This window comes from Arthrobacter stackebrandtii, from assembly GCF_017876675.1.
In the GTDB taxonomy this organism is placed as follows: domain Bacteria; phylum Actinomycetota; class Actinomycetes; order Actinomycetales; family Micrococcaceae; genus Specibacter; species Specibacter stackebrandtii.
On record NZ_JAGIOI010000001.1, the window covers coordinates 807,700 to 826,542 of the forward strand.

General features: G+C 67.4%; 17 protein-coding genes and 1 tRNA gene. 11 read left to right on the forward strand and 7 right to left on the reverse strand.

The window, feature by feature from the left end; genetic code table 11:
* Positions 1-69: 69 nt before the first annotated feature.
* Both pcrA and JOF48_RS03345 read right to left on the reverse strand, forming a co-directional pair.
* On the reverse strand, positions 70-2,619 hold the full coding sequence (gene pcrA, locus JOF48_RS03340) for a DNA helicase PcrA (protein WP_245346385.1): 2,550 nt from the start codon (positions 2,617-2,619) through the stop codon (positions 70-72).
* 73 nt (positions 2,620-2,692) lie between these two features.
* Positions 2,693-3,541, reverse strand: coding sequence for an inositol monophosphatase family protein (locus JOF48_RS03345; RefSeq protein WP_209677283.1), 849 nt, complete (start codon positions 3,539-3,541; stop codon positions 2,693-2,695).
* Positions 3,542-3,573: 32 nt separating this feature from the next.
* Between JOF48_RS03345 and JOF48_RS03350 the strand changes: the two genes are divergently transcribed.
* The 3 genes from JOF48_RS03350 (at position 3,574) to rarD (ending at position 5,375) form a co-directional block, all read left to right on the forward strand.
* Positions 3,574-4,200 (forward strand): hypothetical protein, encoded by a 627-nt coding sequence (locus JOF48_RS03350; RefSeq protein WP_209677285.1) that lies wholly within the window; start codon positions 3,574-3,576, stop codon positions 4,198-4,200.
* 50 nt (positions 4,201-4,250) lie between these two features.
* A tRNA-Arg gene (locus JOF48_RS03355) sits at positions 4,251-4,322 on the forward strand.
* A gap of 135 nt (positions 4,323-4,457) precedes the next feature.
* On the forward strand, positions 4,458-5,375 hold the full coding sequence (gene rarD, locus JOF48_RS03360; RefSeq protein WP_209677287.1) for an EamA family transporter RarD: 918 nt from the start codon (positions 4,458-4,460) through the stop codon (positions 5,373-5,375).
* On the opposite strand, the gene JOF48_RS03365 is transcribed toward rarD, so the two are convergent.
* The gene (locus JOF48_RS03365) at positions 5,356-6,120 is read right to left on the reverse strand and encodes an NUDIX hydrolase (RefSeq protein ID WP_209677288.1); all 765 of its coding nucleotides are present in this window, start codon (positions 6,118-6,120) and stop codon (positions 5,356-5,358) included. The genes rarD and JOF48_RS03365 overlap by 20 nt on opposite strands.
* Positions 6,121-6,222: 102 nt before the next feature.
* On the opposite strand from JOF48_RS03365, the gene JOF48_RS03370 reads away from it, so the two are divergent.
* The 5 genes from JOF48_RS03370 to JOF48_RS03390 all read left to right on the forward strand — a co-directional run bounded on the left by JOF48_RS03370 (position 6,223) and on the right by JOF48_RS03390 (position 9,616).
* Complete coding sequence (locus JOF48_RS03370; protein ID WP_209677290.1) at positions 6,223-7,233, forward strand: SPFH domain-containing protein; 1,011 nt, start codon at positions 6,223-6,225, stop codon at positions 7,231-7,233.
* Between the two features lie 57 nt (positions 7,234-7,290).
* Positions 7,291-8,169 (forward strand): diacylglycerol kinase catalytic domain-containing protein, encoded by an 879-nt coding sequence (locus JOF48_RS03375; protein WP_209677292.1) that lies wholly within the window; start codon positions 7,291-7,293, stop codon positions 8,167-8,169.
* Between the two features lie 87 nt (positions 8,170-8,256).
* Positions 8,257-8,592, forward strand: coding sequence for a YnfA family protein (locus tag JOF48_RS03380; RefSeq protein ID WP_209677294.1), 336 nt, complete (start codon positions 8,257-8,259; stop codon positions 8,590-8,592).
* A gap of 182 nt (positions 8,593-8,774) precedes the next feature.
* Entirely contained in the window at positions 8,775-9,134 is a 360-nt protein-coding gene (locus JOF48_RS03385) for an iron chaperone (protein ID WP_209677296.1), read from the forward strand.
* Positions 9,135-9,208: 74 nt separating this feature from the next.
* Positions 9,209-9,616, forward strand: a complete 408-nt coding sequence (locus tag JOF48_RS03390) for an NUDIX hydrolase (protein WP_209677297.1) — start codon at positions 9,209-9,211, stop codon at positions 9,614-9,616.
* Here the strand turns inward: JOF48_RS03390 and JOF48_RS03395 are convergent.
* Both JOF48_RS03395 and JOF48_RS03400 read right to left on the reverse strand, forming a co-directional pair.
* On the reverse strand, positions 9,613-10,803 hold the full coding sequence (locus JOF48_RS03395) for a M20 metallopeptidase family protein (RefSeq protein ID WP_209677299.1): 1,191 nt from the start codon (positions 10,801-10,803) through the stop codon (positions 9,613-9,615). The two genes, JOF48_RS03390 and JOF48_RS03395, sit on opposite strands and share 4 nt — an antisense overlap.
* A gap of 172 nt (positions 10,804-10,975) precedes the next feature.
* Positions 10,976-12,877, reverse strand: a complete 1,902-nt coding sequence (locus JOF48_RS03400) for an ABC transporter ATP-binding protein (protein ID WP_209677301.1) — start codon at positions 12,875-12,877, stop codon at positions 10,976-10,978.
* Between the two features lie 318 nt (positions 12,878-13,195).
* On the opposite strand from JOF48_RS03400, the gene JOF48_RS03405 reads away from it, so the two are divergent.
* Genes JOF48_RS03405 through JOF48_RS03415 form a run of 3 tightly spaced genes read left to right on the forward strand, consistent with a single transcriptional unit; the run spans position 13,196 to position 15,556 of the window.
* Positions 13,196-14,020: an amino acid ABC transporter substrate-binding protein gene (locus JOF48_RS03405; RefSeq protein ID WP_209677303.1), complete on the forward strand. Its 825-nt coding sequence runs from the start codon at positions 13,196-13,198 to the stop codon at positions 14,018-14,020.
* A 47-nt stretch (positions 14,021-14,067) separates the two neighbouring features.
* Positions 14,068-14,727, forward strand: coding sequence for an amino acid ABC transporter permease (locus JOF48_RS03410; protein WP_209677311.1), 660 nt, complete (start codon positions 14,068-14,070; stop codon positions 14,725-14,727).
* Entirely contained in the window at positions 14,714-15,556 is an 843-nt protein-coding gene (locus tag JOF48_RS03415) for an amino acid ABC transporter ATP-binding protein (RefSeq protein WP_209677313.1), read from the forward strand. The genes JOF48_RS03410 and JOF48_RS03415 overlap by 14 nt, the downstream gene beginning before the upstream one ends.
* Positions 15,557-15,724: 168 nt before the next feature.
* On the opposite strand, the gene JOF48_RS03420 is transcribed toward JOF48_RS03415, so the two are convergent.
* Both JOF48_RS03420 and JOF48_RS03425 read right to left on the reverse strand, forming a co-directional pair.
* Positions 15,725-16,267 carry a TetR/AcrR family transcriptional regulator gene (locus tag JOF48_RS03420; protein ID WP_209677315.1) on the reverse strand — a complete coding sequence of 181 codons (543 nt, stop codon included), beginning with the start codon at positions 16,265-16,267 and terminating at the stop codon, positions 15,725-15,727.
* 104 nt (positions 16,268-16,371) lie between these two features.
* Entirely contained in the window at positions 16,372-18,834 is a 2,463-nt protein-coding gene (locus JOF48_RS03425) for a PEP/pyruvate-binding domain-containing protein (protein WP_209677317.1), read from the reverse strand.
* Positions 18,835-18,843 lie beyond the last annotated feature (9 nt).

The following is an 18,843-nucleotide window of genomic DNA, read 5'->3' on the forward strand; positions in this document are numbered from 1 at the left end:
GATACGTATCGTCCAGACTATCCGGAAGCCAGGTAAAAGTCGTAAGTATTTTCTACGTATTTTTGACCGTTATTCTTCTTTCACCAGCGGCGCGTAGCGCAGCAGCAGCCGCTTCTCGCCGATTTCAAACTTCACCTTGGCCACGGACTTGTCCCCGGCACCGGTCACTTCCAGCACGGTGCCCGAGCCGAACATGGTGTGGTTGACCCGGTCGCCCACGCTGACGGAGACGACCTCCTTCTGCGGCTGCACCCTCCCGGCCGTGTTGCGCGTGGAAATGCTGGGCGGCAGCACGCCGGAATCGCGCCCGCCCACTGCAGTCCCGGCACCCCAGGAGGATCCCGAGTAGCGGCTGGTGCCAAAACCGCCGGCCGGCGGTGCCATGCGGGCGGTGCCTTCGCGCTTCCACTCGATGAGTTCCTCCGGGACCTCGTCGATGAACTGGCTGGCCGGGTTGTACTGGCTCTGCCCCCACATGCTGCGCACCTCGGAACGGGTGATGTATAGCCGCTCGCGCGCACGCGTCAGCCCCACATAGGCCAGGCGCCGTTCCTCCGCCAGTTCCTTGGGGTCGGTTGCGGAGCGTGAATGCGGGAACAGGCCCTGCTCCATGCCGGTGAGGAACACGGCCGGGAACTCCAGCCCCTTGGCCGTGTGCAGCGTCATGAGCGTCACCACGCCCAGGCGCTTTGCCTCCTCGACCGCCGCGGCGGCCTCGGCCTCCGAGCCGCCCGGCGCATCCGGAATCTGGTCGGCGTCGGCCACGAGCGAGACTTGTTCCAGGAATTCCCCCAGCGTCCCTTCCGGGTTTTCCTGCCCAAATTCGCGCACGACGGCGACCAGTTCCGCCAGGTTTTCCACGCGCGACTCATCCTGTGGGTCCGTCGAGGTACGCAGCGCCTCGAGGTAGCCGGACTGCTCCAGCACGGCTTCCAGTGCGGTCGCGGGGCTGGACGATGCGGCAATCTCGGCGAGGTCGCCCATCATCTTGGCAAAGGTGTTGACGGCATTGAGCGAACGGGAGGCGATCCCCGGGGCCTCGTCGGCGCGGGCCAGGGCGGCGGAGAAGGAGATCCGTTCCCGCTCGGCCAGGGCCGCGACGGCACCTTCGGCACGGTCGCCGATGCCACGCTTGGGTTCGTTCAGGATCCGCCGCAGGTTCACGTCGTCGTCCGGGTTGACCAGGGCGCGCAGGTAGGCGAGGGCGTCCTTGATTTCCTTGCGCTCGTAGAAGCGGGTGCCGCCCACCACGCGGTAGGGCAGGCCCACGCGGACCAGGATGTCCTCGATGGCGCGCGACTGGGCGTTGGTGCGGTAGAAAATGGCGACGTCGCCGGGGCGGATGTCGCTTTCGTCCTGCAGCCGGTCGATCTCCTTGGCGATGAAGCTGGCCTCGTCGTGTTCGGACTCGGCCACGTAGCCGATGATCTTTTCGCCGTCGCCCTCGGCCGTCCACAACCGCTTTTCGCGGCGGTTGGGGTTGCGGGAGATGACGGCGTTGGCGGCGCTGAGGATGTTTTGCGTGGAGCGGTAGTTCTGTTCCAGCTTGATGGTCTCGGCGCTGGGGTAGTCCTCCTCGAACTCCACGATGTTGCGGATGTCGGCACCGCGGAACGCATAAATGGACTGGTCGGAGTCGCCCACAACTGTCAGCTGGGCCGGCTGAACGCCGTCCTGTTCCTCAACCCCCACAATTTCCTTCACCAGCGCGTACTGGGCGTGGTTGGTGTCCTGGTACTCGTCCACCAGGACGTGGCGGAAGCGACGGCGGTAGTAGTCGGCCACGCCCGGGAAGGCCCGGAACATGTACACGGTCTGGGCGATGAGGTCGTCAAAGTCCATGGCATTGGCCTGGCGCAGCCGCTGCGTGTACCCCTTGTATACCTCGGCCACGGCGGCGGCGAAGGGGTCGTTGAAGTTGGTGTTCATGGAATTCTCATCGTCGTCGATGAGCTCATTCTTCAGCGAGGAGATCTTGTGCATGATGGACTTGGGAGTGAACTTCTTGGGGTCCAGGTCCAGGCCCTTGGCCACCAGCGTGATCAGGCGCAGCGAGTCCGCGGAATCGTAAATAGAGAAGTTGGAATTGAGCCCGATGACCTTCGCCTCGCGCCGCAGGATCCGCACGCACGAGGAGTGGAAGGTGGAAATCCACATGCTCTTGGCGGCGTCGCCGATCAACGCCTCGATGCGTTCGCGCATCTCCGCCGCGGCCTTGTTGGTGAAGGTGATGGCGAGGATCTGGCCCGGGTGGGCCTGACCGGTGGCCAGCAGGTAGGCGATCCGGTGGCTTAGGACACGCGTCTTTCCGGATCCGGCCCCGGCCACGATCAGCAGCGGCCCGCCCGTGTGGACCACGGCTGCCTCCTGCTGCGGGTTCATGCCCTGCAGCAGAGTGTCTGGATCCGGCCAGCGGCCGCCAGGGGCACTGCCGGCCCCGCCGAATGACGGGCCGGCCCCGTTGCCCATCTCCATCCCAAAGGCCGGCCCGCCGGAGACGTGCTCGGGCACGTCCTCGCCGGGATCCTCCTGCTCAAAGGGCTGCCACGGCGGCAATCCGGCGCCTGCGCTGAGCGTTGGCTTGGGTTTCTGGGGGTAAGGGTCAAACAACATATCCATGGTGCATCCAGTGTAGTTCGACCCGCTGACATTCCCCTGACTGCTGCCCACGGGGTCCGGGTTTGCCCAAGGCTCAGCCCAGGGCACCCGATTCCAGGGCCCCGGCCAACTGCGCCACAGCCCCGCGGGCACCTGCCACAAACCAGTCCAGCCCGTTGACGCGCACGACGGCGGTGTCCCCGCCTGCCGCTTCAACGATGCCCTTGCCGGGGAGCCAGTCCCAGGACGGCACGCTGTGCTGGAACCACACGCCCAGTTCGCCCTGCGCCACGCGGGCCAAATCACAGGATCCCGAGCCCAGCATGCGCAGCGTGGCCGGCAGTTCGGCGGCCCGCTGCCACGGCCCGGCAGCGCGGGGCTGCGAGAGCCAACCGGGGTGGATGTAGGTGCCGGCCGCGAGTGTGTCCACGGCGGCAGGCGCCAGGGGTGGCAGCAGCCGGCCGTTCAGCGACGCCTGTTCGGTGGTGCCGCCCAGCCACAGCTTGTCCTCCTCCGGCTGGTACACCGCGCCGAGAAGCACCTCAGCGTCGGCGGGCAGCTCCGCCGTCGTGCCTCCTTTGGTCAATCCGGCCGAAACGAGGGCGAGCGCCGTGCACCAGTAGGTGGATCCGGCGGCAAAGTTGAAGGTGCCGTCGACGGGGTCGATGACCCAGCAGCGGCCCGAGGTGCCGACGTGCCCGGCTCCCTCTTCGCCGAGGATGGAGTCGTCGGGGCGGGCGGCGCGCAGAGCGTTGAAGATGGCCTGCTCGGCGGCGAGGTCTGCGGCGGTGGCGAAGTCCGAGATGCCGCTTTTGACGTGGCGGCCGGCCATGAGTGCGGTGCGGCCTTCTGCGCGGATGGACCGGGCCAGGGCGCCGGCCTCGCGGAGGAGCGTCGCCGCCAATTCGGTGTCGGTGGGCGCTGGTGCTGGTGGGTGTGCCATGCCCCCAGCCTAATCTGGGCGATAATGGGGGCATGGCTAAAACTCCCGCCCAGCGTGCCGCCAAGCATGGTGCCGCTGCAACTCCGCCCAGCACACCCGTCGTCAACACGAGCACGCAGCGCAGCCCGCAAAAGGCGCAGGGCAACGCGAACCTGATCCTGATTGCCGGGGCTGTGGCGAGCCTGTTCCTGTTTTGGTACTTCCACCTGCTGACGCTGAACCAGATGACGGACCTGTCCGGCGGGCTGGCCATGCCGCAGTCGATCGTGTTTGGTTTTGACGTCCCGTACGTGGAGTCGCTGCGGGCCGCCATGGACGCCGACGCCCTGGGCCAGCTGAATTATGTGGGCAAGACGGCCGGAACCCTGTTCCCGCTGATCTTCGCCATCACGGCGCTGACGCTGATAGCCGCCAATGTGGGGAAGAAGGCACTTCGCTGGGCGCTGTGGATGCTGCCGCTGGCATTTGCCGGCATCTCCCTGTGGGCCAATGCCGCCGTTGACAACATGCTGGGCGCCGAAAAGCTGGACCCCGGCGCCGTGTCGCTGGCGTCAGGACTGGTCACGGCGTCATGGATGCTGCTGATCGCCTCGCTGCTGGCCATTGGCCTGGCACTGTTCCTCGGGCGCAGGAAGAAAACCCCGCCCGCGGAGGCCTGACCCGGCCGCGTTTTTTGCTTGGTTGCCAATTCCGTTAGGCTTGGTGACGCGCCTCTGTAGTCCAATGGATAAGACGGCCCTCTCCTAAAGGGCAAATCCGGGTTCGATCCCCGGCGGGGGCACTTTTCATGCCCGCATTCGGCGCATCCTGCACCACTTTCCCGCTCCACCAAAGCTCCATCACCTTCCGGGCCGATTCCGGCAACGCTCCGTCACTTTTCGGGCCGATTGCTGCTCTCGAGAAAGGGGGGCACCCCATGAATTCCGTTCCTCCCCCCGCACATGCCCACTCGGGCCGCGGAGTGGCTGTCATGCTCATCGGCGCCGTCCTCTTCGCCGTGATCTTCCTGATCGCGGGGCTGCTGCCGGCATGGGGGCCCGAGGAAATCTTCGGCTGGCGCGTGGTGCTGACCCTGCTGACGCTGGCCTGCATCCTGCCGTTCATGCCTGCTGCCCGCCGTGAGTCGAGGTCGCTCCTGCTGAGGGTCCGACGGCGGCCATCCCTCCTTCTGCCCGGGGTGCTCGCGGCCGGGATTGTGGGCGTGCAGCTGTGGCTGTTCATGTGGGCGCCGGTCAACAACATGGCCCTGGCGGTGTCTTTCGGCTACTTCCTGCTGCCGCTGACAATGGTGCTGGCGGGGCGGATCTTCTTTGCCGACAAGCTCAGCCCGCTGCGCAAGTGGGCTGTGGCTGCGGCCGCCGTGGGCGTGGCCCACCAGGCATTCTCGGCCGGCGGCCTGGACTGGCCCACCCTGCTGGTCTGCCTGGGCTATCCCGTGTACTTTGTGCTGCGCCGCCGCTTCCGCTTCGACAACCTCCCGGCCTTCGCCGCCGAACTCCTGTTCCTGCTCCCCGCGGGCGTGTTCTTCATCCTCACCGGCCCTCACGGCCCCGGATCCGGCGGCGGCACCGACGGCATCTGGGCGGCCTGGTCCATCGGGATCCTGGGCGGCGTGGCCATGGTGCTGTACCTGCTGGCGAGCAAGTGGCTGCCGCTGTCCCTGTTCGGCCTGCTGGGCTATGTGGAGCCGGTGCTGCTGGTGGGCGTTTCCGTCATCCTGGGCGAGGCACTGGGCTGGTCCGCACTGTTCACCTACGGCCCCATCCTGCTGGCACTGCTGTTCCTCTCGATCGACGGCCGGCGCGGCGCCCGCCCTAGCCTCGCGGGCGCATAAGCGGCGGGTTCAACACGGCCCGGACCGGCTCGCCGGCAACGAATCGGGACTCCGGGGCAAGCCGGAACAGGGCCGCCGGGCGCCCGGCCTCCCCCGCGCTCATGGCCCCGGTGTCCTCCAGGAACCCCGGCGTGCCTGTGGCCTTGCGGTGAAAGTTGCGGGGGTCCAGGCGGGTGCCCCACACGGCCTCGTAAACCGCCCGCAACTGGGCGACGGTGAATTCTTCACCGCAAAACGCAGCCCCGAGGGGCGAATACTCCAGTTTTGACCGGGCCCGTTCCACGGCGTCGGCAATGATCTGCCGATGGTCAAACGCCACATCCAGCACCCCGTCCAGCACGTCGGAAACGGGGTGCCAGCCGGCATGGGCGGCATCGCTCCCGGCGGCCAGCACGGGGAAGTCCGGCGCCAGCAGCAGGTGCGCCACGGTCAACACGTCCCCGCGCGGGTCCCTGCCCGCGGGCCCGTAGCTTTGCAGCTGCTCCAGGTGCCCCGGCAGCCGGGCCACCCCTGTTTCCTCAGCCAGCTCCCGCGCCGCGGCATCCCTCAGGCCTTCCCCCGGCAGCACAAACCCTCCCGGCAGGGCAAGACCCCCCTTGAATGGTTCAATCAGCCGGTTGATGAGCAGCACGCGAAGCTCCCCACCACCCACGGTGAGGGCAACGACGTCGACCGTCACCGGAAAGCGTGCGGGATGCAGATGGGCGTGGGGAGCGGGATCCGCATGGAGATGGGAATGTGGCATGCAGCCAGCCTAGACACTTATCGTCATGTTGACAATAAATGATTGCACCCCCTATGCTTTTGTTATCGTCACAATGACGATAACAATTGCGAGGAGAACACCATGGCCACGATCAAGCGCTTCCCCTGGATCAACCACTTCCTGGGCAGCCCCACTGGATACATCGTGCACCTGCAAAAGGGAAAGCTCAGCCACGAAGGCGTGGGGCAGGCGTTTTGGTTCCGTCCGGCGTCATCGGTCCTGAGCGAGGTCCCCGTGGATGACCAGGAACTGCCCATCATGTTCCACGCCATCACCCGCGACCACCAGGATGTGAGTGTCCAGGCCAACGTCACGTACCGCTTCAGCGATCCGGTCTCGGTGGCCGGCCGCCTTGATTTCGCCCTCCAGCCGGGAGGCGCGGGAACCACTGCCGGCCGGGAACAGGTGGCCACCATCATCGGCCAGTTGTGCCAGAGCCACGCGATCGACCAGATTGCCGCCACCACCCTCGCCCAGTCGCTGGAACGCGGCGTCAGCGAACTGCGCGGCCTGCTGGCCGGGGCGCTTCAGGCGGATGCCCGCCTGCAGTCGACCGGCATTGAAGTCCTGGGCGTGCAGGTCCTGGCCGTGCGGCCGGAGTCGGACGTGGAGCGGGCGCTACAGACGCCGGTCCGCGAGCAGCTCCAGGCCGAGGCCGACCGTGCCACCTATGAGCGCAGGGCGCTGGCGGTGGAACGCGAGCGGACCATTTCGGAGAACGAGATGGCCAGCAAGATCGAGCTGGCCGCACGCCGCGAACACCTCGTGTCGCAGGAGGGAACCAACGCCCGCCGCGAAGCCGAGGAAATGGCCGCCGCCGCACTCATCCGGGCCCAGGCCGAGGCCGAACGCCAGGGCATCAGCGCCAAGGCAGAGGCCAACCAGCTGGAGCTTGTCGGCGAGGCAACCGCAGCACGTGAAGCTGCAACGATGGCCGTCTACAAGGACATGGACCAGGCCACCTTGCTGGCCCTGGCCTTCCGCGAAGCCGCCGCCTCGCTGCCCAACATCAACAACCTGACCATCACCCCGGACCTGCTCAGCGGCGCGCTGGCAGGATTGTTCCAGACAACCACGCCTGCCGGGAAGTAGCCCGGCAGGCGCAGGCTCCGAAACAATCCAGCAGGAACCCACCCGAAAGGCAGCACCATGGGCACGCCCCGACTTGTGATCGTCCACCGTCGCACCGAATTCCAGGAGCTCCTGGACCGCCACGCCACCGCCGGCCAGGCCGAATTCTTCCTCCGGACCCGCGGCCGCTCACTGGCACCCGTACAGGAACAGCACGAGGTCATTGCAGCAGCCCTGGCCCGCGTGCGCGCAGCGGTCCCGGACGGCTGGCGCAGCGCCGAGGTGGAGCGCGGGGACCTCAGCCGGTTCATGTTCACCGCCGATGACGTCGTTGCCGTGGTGGGCCAGGACGGCCTTGTGGCCAACACCGCCAAATACCTCAACAGCCAACCCGTGCTGGGCATCAACCCCGACCCCGCACACAACCCCGGCATCCTGGTCCGCCACTCCCCCGGCGCGGCCGCCGCGCTCCTGGCCCGGGGCGCGTTCCGGTGCAGCGAGCTGTCCATGGTCACGGCCCGGCTCGACGACGGGCAGGAACTCTCCGCCCTCAACGAGATCTTTGTCGGGCACCCCTCACACCAGTCCGCCCGCTACCAAATTGCGACGCCGGACGGCCGGGTTGAGCGGCAGTCGTCCTCCGGGCTGATTGTCTCCACCGGGACGGGCGCCACCGGCTGGTGTGCCTCGATTGCCCTGGAGCGCGGGGGCCGGGCGCTGCCGGCGCCGACGGAACCGCGCCTGGCATGGTTCGTCCGGGAGGCCTGGCCGTCGCCGGCCACCGGGGCGTCGTTGACCGAGGGCCTGCTGGAAGCCGGCGAACCGCTGCGGATCACGGTGGCAGCGGACCAGCTCGTCATCTTTGGCGACGGCATGGAAGGCGACCGCCTGACGGCGTCGTGGGGGCAGGAACTCAGCATTGAACTGGCCCTCCGGCCGTTGCGCCTGGCACAGTAGCCGCCACAGCGGCGATGGTGCCGGGGCGAGCATGGTGCCGGGGCGGCGATGGTGCCGGGGCGAGCATGCGCAGGGGATGATGGACGCATGAACGTCACCAAAACCATCATCTTGTTCGCCCTGGCCGCCGTGGCCGAGATCGGCGGCGCCTGGCTCATCTGGCAGGCCGTGCGCGAAGACAGGGCGTGGTGGTGGGCGGGACTGGGCATCGTGGCACTCGGGGCCTACGGCTTCATTGCCGCCATGCAGTCCGACGCCAACTTCGGCCGGGTGCTGGCCGCCTACGGCGGCGTGTTCATTGCCGGCTCCCTGGTCTGGGGCATGATCGTCGACAAATTCTCGCCCGACCGCTGGGACGTCATCGGCGCACTCGTGGCCCTGGCCGGCGTCAGCATCATCATGTTCGCCCCGCGCGCCGCCTGACGCACCTGACGCTGTCGCAGCAACGGGCCTTTCCCACTGACGCCGGCGCATCAATGGCAGGTTTTTCACTGACCCCATCGCACCTCCGTACGGCCCGATCAAGCGCAGTCCGGACCCGGAAACGGCAACAGGTCCTTGGCCTGTGGAGTCTGGACGGGGCCGGCGCTAGGCTCGTGCCATGAGTGAAAAAGGCGAAGAGCGTCGACGAGTATCTCAGCGCGCTCAATCCTGAGAACCGGGCCGAACTTGAACGCATCCGCGCACTCGTCAAACAGCTCGTGCCGGGCACGGAAGAAACCATGAGCTACGGAATGCCGACGCTCAAATACAAAAACCGGGCGCTGGTGTATTTCACGGCGTCCAGGAAGCACATGAGCTTCTACCCCTCATCGTGGGCGATCGAGGAGCTGAAGGACCGGCTCACGGACTACAAGACCACCGAGCACTCGATCCAATTTACGCTCGACAACATCCTGCCCAGCGGCCTCATCGAAGACTTGGTCCGCGTGCATGTGCGCGAGATTGACGCCGAAAGGGAGTAGTCCGGCGGAAACGCGGACAGCCCGCCCCTGGGGCAGGGGCAGCGCCGCAGGTCCGGCCAGCTAGGATCGACTACGTGAAATCCGTGTTGAAAGTCTCCGCCGTCTGCCTCTACGACCAAAAAGGACGGCTCCTTACCGTCCGCAAGCAAGGCACCAGCAAGTTCATGCACCCCGGCGGCAAGCCGGAACCGGGCGAGACCGCGGCAGAAGCCGGATCACGCGAACTTTCCGAAGAGATCGGCCTGAGCATCGCCCCGGAAAAGCTGGACCTCATGGGCGTCTGGACCGGCACCGCCGCCAATGAGTCCAACACGGACATCGAGGCCACGGTCTTCACTGCTCCCGGCACGTGGGATCCCGCCGCAATCCACCCGGGCGCCGAAATTGCAGAGCTGCGCTGGCTGGACCCTTCACGGGCCTCCGGCCACGACGACCTCGCACCGCTTCTCACCGAATACGTCATTCCCCTCCTGCAGGCCTAGTCTTCCTGCGGGCCGAGGTGGCTCCAAGCCAATGAAGCCAGCGCCGCTGCCTGGTCGCCGAGGACGGCGTCGTCGAACAGTACGCGCGGCGAGTGGTTGAACTCTGCGGTGGCAGGATCCACGCCGTCGGGCGAGCAGTTGAGGAACACGAACGTCCCGGGGACTTCAGCCAGCACCAGTGAGAAGTCTTCCGAGCCCATCAGTGCCGTCTCCAGCGTGAGCACGCGGTCCGCACCAAAATGCCCGCGCAAAACGTCAAGCGTGGCGGCGGTGCTGGCGGCATCATTGGTGGTCACCGGGTAGGTGGTCACGAATTCCACGTCGGCGGTGCATCCGTGGGCCGCGGCAATGCCTTCGGCCAGCCGTTTGGACTCTACGGCGAACGTGTCCGTCGACGCCGCGGAGAGCGTCCGCACGGTGGCGCCCAGCCTGGCCGAATCGGGGATGACGTTCAGGCCCTCGCCGGCGGACAGCTGCGTCACGGAGACAACAACCGGGTCAAAGGCATCGAACTTCCGCGTCGCCATGACCTGCAGGGCCGTGCCGATTTCCAGCAGGGCCGGGACTGGATCCACGGCGGTGTGGGGCTGGGAGCCGTGGCCGCCGGAGCCGTTGACGGTGATGTGCAGTTCGTTGGCGCCGGCCAGGATCGGGCCCGGCTTCGTCATGAACACGCCCCGGGGCCCCGGCCCCACGTGGATGGCGTAGGCGGCGACGGGCTTCTCGCCGGTGGCGCCAAGGACGCCCTCGCCGATCATGACGCCGGCGCCGTTCCAGCCCTCCTCGCCCGGCTGGAACATGAAGACGACGTTGCCGGCGAGTTCATCGCGGCGGGCGGCCAGCAGCCGGGCGGCGCCGATGAGCCCGGCCGTGTGGAGGTCGTGCCCGCAGGCGTGCATGTAGTCGTTGGTCGAGGCGTAGTCCAAGCCTGTGAGCTCCTTGACGGGCAGCGCGTCCATGTCGCCGCGCAGCAGCACGGTGGGCCCCGGGGCGGCCCCGCGCAGCACCGCCACAACAGACGTGGTTTCCCTGCCGAGCGTGATGTCCAGGCCGAGGCCGTCGAGGGCGGCGAGCACCTTACCCTGGGTCCGCGGCAGGTCAAGGCCAACCTCCGGATGCCTGTGAAGATCGCGGCGGACGGCCACCAGGTCCTCGAGGATTGCTGCGCCGGCGTCAATGAACGGCATGATGCTCCTTCTCTCGTCGTGCGGGACGATGCGCCCCCACACCGAAGATACATCCAATGGCGCCCTGCCGGCCCAACATGTACGACGCCGGGCCCCGCCTTCCCAGCCGGCCGGCACCCTGGGTGCGGGAGCGGTTGGGGACGCGCCCGCCATGCTTCACAACTGGATGGTGCTAGCCGGCGTCCGGCGCCTCGGCATCCGCCACGGCGGCGACGGCCTGGGCGAACTGGGTGTCGTGCAGCTCGGCGTAGCGCCCGCCCCGGACAATGAGCTCGTCGTGCGTGCCGCGTTCCACAATGGTGCCGCCCTCCAGGACCAGGATCATGTCGGCGGAGCGGATCGTGGAGAGCCGGTGCGCAATGACCAGCGCAGTGCGCCCCTCGAGTGCCTCACCCAGGGCCGCCTGCACGGCGGCCTCGTTCGTGGAGTCCAGTGCCGCCGTTGCCTCGTCCAGGATCACGACGGCGGGCTGCACCAGCAGGAGCCGGGCAATGGTCAGGCGCTGGCGTTCGCCGCCGGAGAGCCGGTAGCCGCGCTCGCCCACCACGGTGTCCAGGCCGTCGGGCAGCGCCTCGGCAAACGCAGAGAGCCGGGCACGCTTGAGCACATCCCAAATTTCGGCGTCCGTGGCATCGGGCTTGGCCAGCTGGAGGTTGGAGCGGATGGACTCGTGGAACAGGTGCCCGTCCTGGGTGACCATGCCGACGCCGGCGCGCAGCCCGTCAAAGGACAGGTCCCGCACGTCCACGCCGCCGAGGCGCACGGTGCCGGAATCGACGTCGTACAGCCGGGACAAAAGCTGGGCAATGGTCGACTTGCCGGCGCCGGAGGAGCCCACGAGGGCCACGGTCTGGCCGGGCTCGGCGCGGAAGGAGATCCCGTGCAGGACCTCTTCGCCGCCGCGGGTGTCCAGCACGGCCACGTCCTCCAGGGACGCCAGCGAGACCTTGTCGGCCGAGGGGTAGCCGAAGCGGACGTCGCTGAACTCAACGGCGAGCGGCCCTGCCGGCACAGCCACCGTGGTCTCCTTCTCGGCGATGAGCGGCTTGAGGTCAAGGATCTCAAACACCCGGTCAAAGGAGACCAGCGCGCTCATGATGTCCACGCGGGCGTTGGCCAGGGCGGTGAGCGGGGCGTAAAGGCGGGTCAGCAGCAGTGCCAGCACCACGACGTCGCCCGCGTTGAGCGTCCCGCCGATGGCCAGTGCGCCGCCCAGGCCGTAGACCAGGGCCAGCGCCAGGGAGGAGACCAGCATGAGCGCCGTGAAGAACACGAACTGCATGATGGCCGTGCGCACGCCGATATCGCGGACGCGGCTGGCGCGGGCGGCAAATTCGCGGGATTCCTCGGCGGGGCGGCCAAACAGCTTGACCAGCGTGGCGCCCGGCGCGGAGAAGCGCTCGGTCATCTGGGTGCTCATGTCGGCGTTGAGGTCGGCGGCCTCGCGGCGCAGCCCGGCCAGCCGGCGGCCAAAGCGGCGGGCCGGCATGAGGAAGATCGGCAGCAGCACCAGCGCCAGCAGCGTCACGAGCCAGGAGGTGTTGAGCATGACAATGAGCGTCAGGACCAGCTGCACCGAGTTGGACACGATGCCGGAGAGCGTGCCGGAGAAGGCCTGCTGCGCGCCGATGACGTCGTTGTTCAGGCGGCTGACCAACGCGCCCGTGCGGGTGCGGGTGAAGAACGCGATCGGCATGCGCTGCACGTGGTCAAACACGGCCGTGCGCAGGTCCAGGATGACTCCCTCGCCCAGGTTCGCGGAAATCCAGCGAATCACCAGCGACAACCCGGCATCCAGCACGGCCACCAGGGCAATCAGCCCGGCCAGGCGCACCACCACGTCCAGGGCCGATTTCGCCACAATGGCATCAACCACCTGCCCGGCCAGCACCGGCGTTGCCACGGCGAGGGCTGCGGAGACCACGGACAGCACCACAAACACCAGCAGCTTGCGGCTGTAGGGCTTGGCAAAGCGGATCGTGCGGCGCAAGGTGTCCTTGGAGATGCCGCCGTTGGACTTGTCCGAGCGCATGGTGCTCCAAAGTGAGCTCCAGGCCGCGCCTTCCATACTCATGCGTGTGTTCCTTTAACTTAAGAGGGCAAGCTACCAGCCTAAACGCCGCGCACCGGCAGGGGAATTCCTTTGGGCCCAATTCCGCTGCTGGCCCAGCTTTTCGCCCTTTTCCATGGACGACGGCGCGCTGCCGCCACTCGCGCCGCTACGCCACACACGGGGCGTGAGTCAAATCACGCGCTTCATAATTGCGTAACAAAAGGAAATGTTCACTGAAGGATTCGGCCCCTGCGGTGGTAGCGTCCAGTCATGGGCCTCCCGCGGCCCCACCAATCCGCGGGCGCAGTTCACCAACTTTGAAGCAAAGGAATCCCCACCATGAAACGTCGCAGCCTCGGACTCGTTGGCATCCTCGCAGCAGCCACCCTGGCCCTGGCGGCCTGCGGCGGAACAGGCGGCGGCAGCGAAAGCGGCGGCAGCGCGCCGTCGGGCGGAGACACCTCCCTGAGCAGCGTGAAGTCCGCCGGCGAGATTGTCTTCGCCACGGAGGGCACGTACAAGCCGTTCAGCTACCACGAGGGCGGGGCCGGCGAGCTCACCGGCTACGACGTCGAGGTGGCCAGGGCCGTGGCGGACAAGCTGGGCGTGAAGGCCAAGTTTGAGGAAACCCAGTGGGACTCCATCTTTGCCGGGCTGGAAGCCAAGCGCTTTGACGCGGTCGCCAACCAGGTCACCGTCAACCCCACGCGCCAGGAGAAGTACGAGCTGTCCACGCCGTACACGGTGTCGCAGGGCGTCATCGTCACGCAGGACGGCACCACGGACATCACCTCCTTCGCCGACTTGAAGGGCAAGACCACGGCGCAGTCGCTCTCCAGCAACTGGTACACCCTGGCCAAGGACAGCGGCGCCAACGTCGAGGCCGTGGAAGGCTGGGCGCAGTCGGTGTCGCTGCTCAAGGACGGACGCGTGGACGCCATCGTCAACGACAAGCTCACCTTCCTCGACTACCAGCACACCAACCCGAAGTCGGGCCTGAAGATCGCCGCCACCACGAAGGACTCCTCCGAGTCGGCGTTCGCCTTCCGCAAGGGCTCCACCGCATTGACCGACGCCGTCGACAGCGCACTGAAGGACCTCGCCGCCGACGGCACCCTGGCCAAGCTCAGCGAGAAGTACTTCGGCGAGGACGTGTCCAAGTAGTGCGGGGCAACCCCCGGTTCGCGGCAGGCAGGGGCTAGAGTTCAGCCATGGACTTTGACTTGTTTTGGAGTTCCCTCGGGCCCCTACTGCTCGGAGCTGTGAAGGGCACCATCCCGCTGGCCCTGGCCTCGTTTGCGCTGGGCCTGCTGATCGCGCTGCTCATCGCTGTCATGCGCATCAGTTCCAACAAGCTGGCCAACGGGGTGGGCCGGGTGTACGTCTCCATCATCCGCGGCACTCCCCTGCTGGTGCAGCTGTTCGTGATCTTTTACGGGCTGCCCGCGGTGGGCGTGAAGATCGATCCCTGGCCCAGCGCCATCATCGCCTTCTCGCTCAACGTGGGCGGCTATGCGGCGGAGGTGATCCGCGCAGCGATCCTGTCGGTGCCGCAGGGCCAGTGGGAGGCGGGGCACATGATTGGCATGTCCCGCGGGCAGTCGCTGCGCCGGATCATCCTGCCGCAGGCCGCCCGCGTGTCCGTCCCGCCACTGTCCAACACGTTCATCTCGCTCGTGAAGGACACGTCCCTGGCGTCCCTGATCCTGGTCACCGAGATGTTCCGCGTGGCCCAGCAGGTGGCCGCGTTCAGCCAGGAATTCATGCTGCTCTATCTTGAGGCGGCGCTCATCTACTGGGTCATCTGCCTGATCCTGTCCACCGCCCAGACCCAGGTTGAAAAGAGGCTCGACCGCTATGTCGCCCACTAAGTCGGGTTCGCCCGCCGATTCCGGCATGGGCGGCGCCGCCGGCCCCGCCCTTGAAGTCCGCGGCCTGGCCAAGTCTTTCGGCACCAACCAGGTGTTGCGCGGGATCGACCTCACCGTGCCCCGCGGCAAGGTGGTGGCGCTGATCGGCCCCTCCGGCTCGGGCAAGACCACCGTGCTGCGCTCGCTCAACGGCTTGGAGACGCCCGACGCCGGAACCGTCACCGTGGGTGCCTCCGGCGTGTCCGGGCTGCCCGCCCTGACGGTCGATTTCAGTGATGCCGGGGTGCCGAAGAAGGCCCACTCCCGGCAGGTGGCGGAACTGCGGGACCGCAGCGCCATGGTGTTCCAGCACTACAACCTCTTCCCGCACATGACGGTGCTGCAAAACGTCATTGAGGGTCCGGTGCAGGTGCAGAAGCGCCCGCGCGCCGAGGCTGTTGCCGACGCCGAGGCCCTGCTGGCCCGGGTCGGCCTGGCCGACAAACGCGACGTCTACCCCTTTGAGCTTTCCGGCGGGCAGCAGCAGCGCGTGGGCATAGTCCGCGCCCTGGCGCTGAAGCCCCAGCTGCTGCTCTTCGACGAGCCCACGTCCGCCCTGGATCCCGAACTGGTGGACGACGTCCTGGCCGTGATCAAGGAACTGGCCGACGAAGGCTGGACCATGGTCATCGTCACCCACGAGCTTGCCTTTGCCCGGCAGACCGCGGACGAGGTGGTGTTCATGGCCGGCGGCGTCGTGGTGGAGCGCGGCCCGGCGGCGCAGGTGCTGCGCAATCCCCGGGAAGAACGCACCCAGGCCTTCGTCCGCCGGCTCCTCCACGAGCTCTAGCCCCCAACAAACCAACGCCGCATCAGATAAGCCGCCCTATTCCCCAACGCGGCATCACATAAACAGCCTTTTTGGCGAACGCCGCAAGCGCTACATAGCACGCGACATCTTCCGCCAACTCGAGAAGATATTCGCTTGACAACCAACATAAAAGGGTCACATCCGGAGTCACGGCGCGTGCAGCAGCGGCAGCACCACTTCGTCCACAAGTTCGACCAGGAACTCGTCGCCGATGCCGGACTTCATAAGCCATTCATGGCGGATCAGGTTGTGCCCGGCTTCAAGCCGCAGCTCGGAAATGGCCGCACTGGCGAGCTCCCCGCGATCTGCCGCCCGCTCGGCCAGCAAGCGCATGATGGCCAGGTTGCGGCCCCTGGCACGGTTGCTGAACTGTTCCGCCATGGCGGGGTCGCGCAAGGTGTCGCTGAGCATGCCCTTCAGTGCCTTGCCTGCAGGGCCGGAAAGGCCCACCACCAGCAGCCGGTAGTGGTTCAGGATGTCTCCGCGCAAAGTGCCGGTCTGGTGGGGCTCTCCCGGATCCAGCAGGCTCGATTTCACCGCATCGATGATCAGTTCAGCCTTGCCCGGCCAACGCCTGTAGAGGGAGGCCTTGCTGACCTGGGCGCGACTGGCAATGGACGCCATGCTCAACGGTGCGTACCCGGATTCGTCGAGTTCTGCCAATGCGGCGTCGAAGATGGCCGCCAGCAATTGTTCGCCCCTCCGGCGTGGTTTGCCCCGGTGGTCGGCCGCTGGGATTCCTTGGCGGTCGGCGGCCGCTGGATTGCCGCTCCGGGCGGCTGGGGGAACGTGGTTCATGCCAGATCAGCCCCCGACACCAGCCCCGTGGTGCCATCGACGGTCACGCGCTGCCCGTCGCGCAGGACCGAGGTTCCCGTTCCGGTTCCCATGATGGCCGAGAGTCCGTATTCCCGGGCGACTATGGCGGCGTGCGACGCCGCGCCACCCGTGTCGACGATGACACCGGCTGCTATCTGGAACAGCGGGGTCCAGCTGGGATTGGTGTAGGGACAGACCATGATTTCGCCCTGCAGGAGGCGCGAAAAATCACCAGGCCCGCGGATGATGCGCACTGCACCTGTGGCACGGCCTCCCCCGGCCGGCGTGCCGGAGACGAGGCTGCCACCCTTGTCACGGCCGGCCTTCAGCGTTAGAGGTGAGATGAGCGGGGCTCCGGCCAGCAGGGCACGCCGCCGCATCCGGTCCTCGACGAGGGCACGAAGATCGGCCTTTCGTCCCTGCGTGAGCGTGGCCGGTTCCTGGATTCCGGTGACTTCCTCGAGCCTCAAATGGAATACGGCGTCTGCCGACGGGAGAATTCCTGCATCCGTGAGCCTGGCCCCGGCTTCAAGCATGGCGTGGCGGATGGGCGGGACCAGGCGCATGGCGTGGAAGTGGCTGTCTTCACGGAATGCAATGCCGCTGCGCGTGCCCCGGGCCGCGGAAGCAATGGCGGCCCGGAGCCGGCCCGGCACACGCGTGCGGCCCGCCACCCGCAGCTCGGCGACCCCTGCCCGGTCTTCTTGCCCAACCGGTTCGGGCTGGTCAAGCATGGCCCGGACGGCGCCATAAAGCACGGCAGGGTCATCAACCCAGGTGGGCTCCGAAACGAGAAAGGCGCTGGTGGTTTCGCGGTGGCCGAATTCCGCCAGATAGCCGTCAATCTGCTGATGCAGGGGTGCGAACGCCGGGTCGGTGGCAATGAGGTCTCCCAGTTCCCCGGGTGAGTTGTCCAGGACCGCGGTGCGCCACTGCCTGTTGCCGGACACCGCCAGAGCCAGCCCTCGCAGCGCCCGGTTGGCGTCGCCGGTGCGCGTCGCCGTCACCGTTGACAGGGAGGAGAACTCCCGGCCCAGGCCCGTCAGCCCCAACAAGACCTTCAGCCGTGCCAGTTCAAAACCAACCCGGGGCAGGTAGTCGATGCGCAGCGTGATGAACCCGTCAAGGACTGCCATCGCCCTGCGCGGGACGTCCACGAGCTCGGCCCACGCCATTCCCGACACATCCAGCCGGGACAGCTCGGCGGCGTCGCTGTCGAAGGCAAGGAAGCGTGCGTCCTGCATCCAGTTCGAGGGTCGGAAGCGGCGAATTTTCGGCACCAGCCGGAACGGGGCAGTGAGCGTGTGCACGGTCGGGCGCGGGCGCGGCGGCACCATTTCCTGCACCACGCCGCGAGACTCCGGCAGGATGTCCTCGATGGACAGCTCAATTCCCGGAATCTCCGCCATCATCCGGGTCAGAATGCGGCCATGGCCGTGCACGGTCCAGCTGGACATGTCGAGGGGGTACGGACGCACGGGCAGCAGTTCGGCAATGATGCCTGTCATGAGTTTCCGCAGCGGGTTGACCTCCACCGGCGCAGGAGGGACGGCGGTGAGCGGGCGGGCCTGGACAATCCACAAACGGTCCCCGGCCATGGCCCACTCGATGTCCTGCGGGCCGCCAAAGTGTTGTTCGATGCGGGAGCAGACCTCGGCCAGCCGCAGCAGCGCCGACTCTCCCAGCGGGGGCGATTCGGTGCCGCCGCGCTGGGACTCGGTTCCGCCGTCGGGCTTGGACCGGATGACCACCTCGCGCAGGCCGGCCTGGCGGGAGAGGACCCGGCCGTCGCGGGAAAGCACGAACTGGTCGGGTGTCACCAGGCCGGACACCACCGCCTCGCCCAGGCCGGCGCTGGCGTTGACGACGATTTCGCTGCGCACGCCGGTGACCGGGTTGGCTGTGAAGGCAACCCCGGCGGTGTCGGCGTCGACCATGGCCTGGACGACGACGGCGATCTGCACCTGTGCGTGGTCGATGCCCGCCTTGTTGCGGTAGGCGACGGCGCGGTCGGTCCAAAGCGACGCCCAGCACCGGCGCACCGCATCGACGACTTCCGGCTCCCCCATGATGTTCAGGAAGCTGTCCTGCTGACCGGCGAACGTTGCACCGGGGAGGTCCTCGGCAGTGGCACTCGAGCGCACGGCCACGGGGCCGGATCCCAGCCTGCGGTAAGCGTCCAGGATGGCCGCGGCGACGTTGTCGGGGACCGGTGCGGCCGCGATGGCGCCGCGCAAGCCGCCGGCAGCCGTGCCGGTGGCGAGACCGGCCGCGTCGATGGCGGCGCGGTAGCTGGCGGTCAGGACGACGAAGCCGTCGGGCACGGCAAACCCGCCGCGGATCAGTTCACCGAGGTTGGCTGCCTTGCCTCCGGCCATGCCGAGGTCGCCGCGCCCGACCTGCGCGAGCCCCGCCACCAGTGCATCCTGTGTGCCCATGCCAACTCC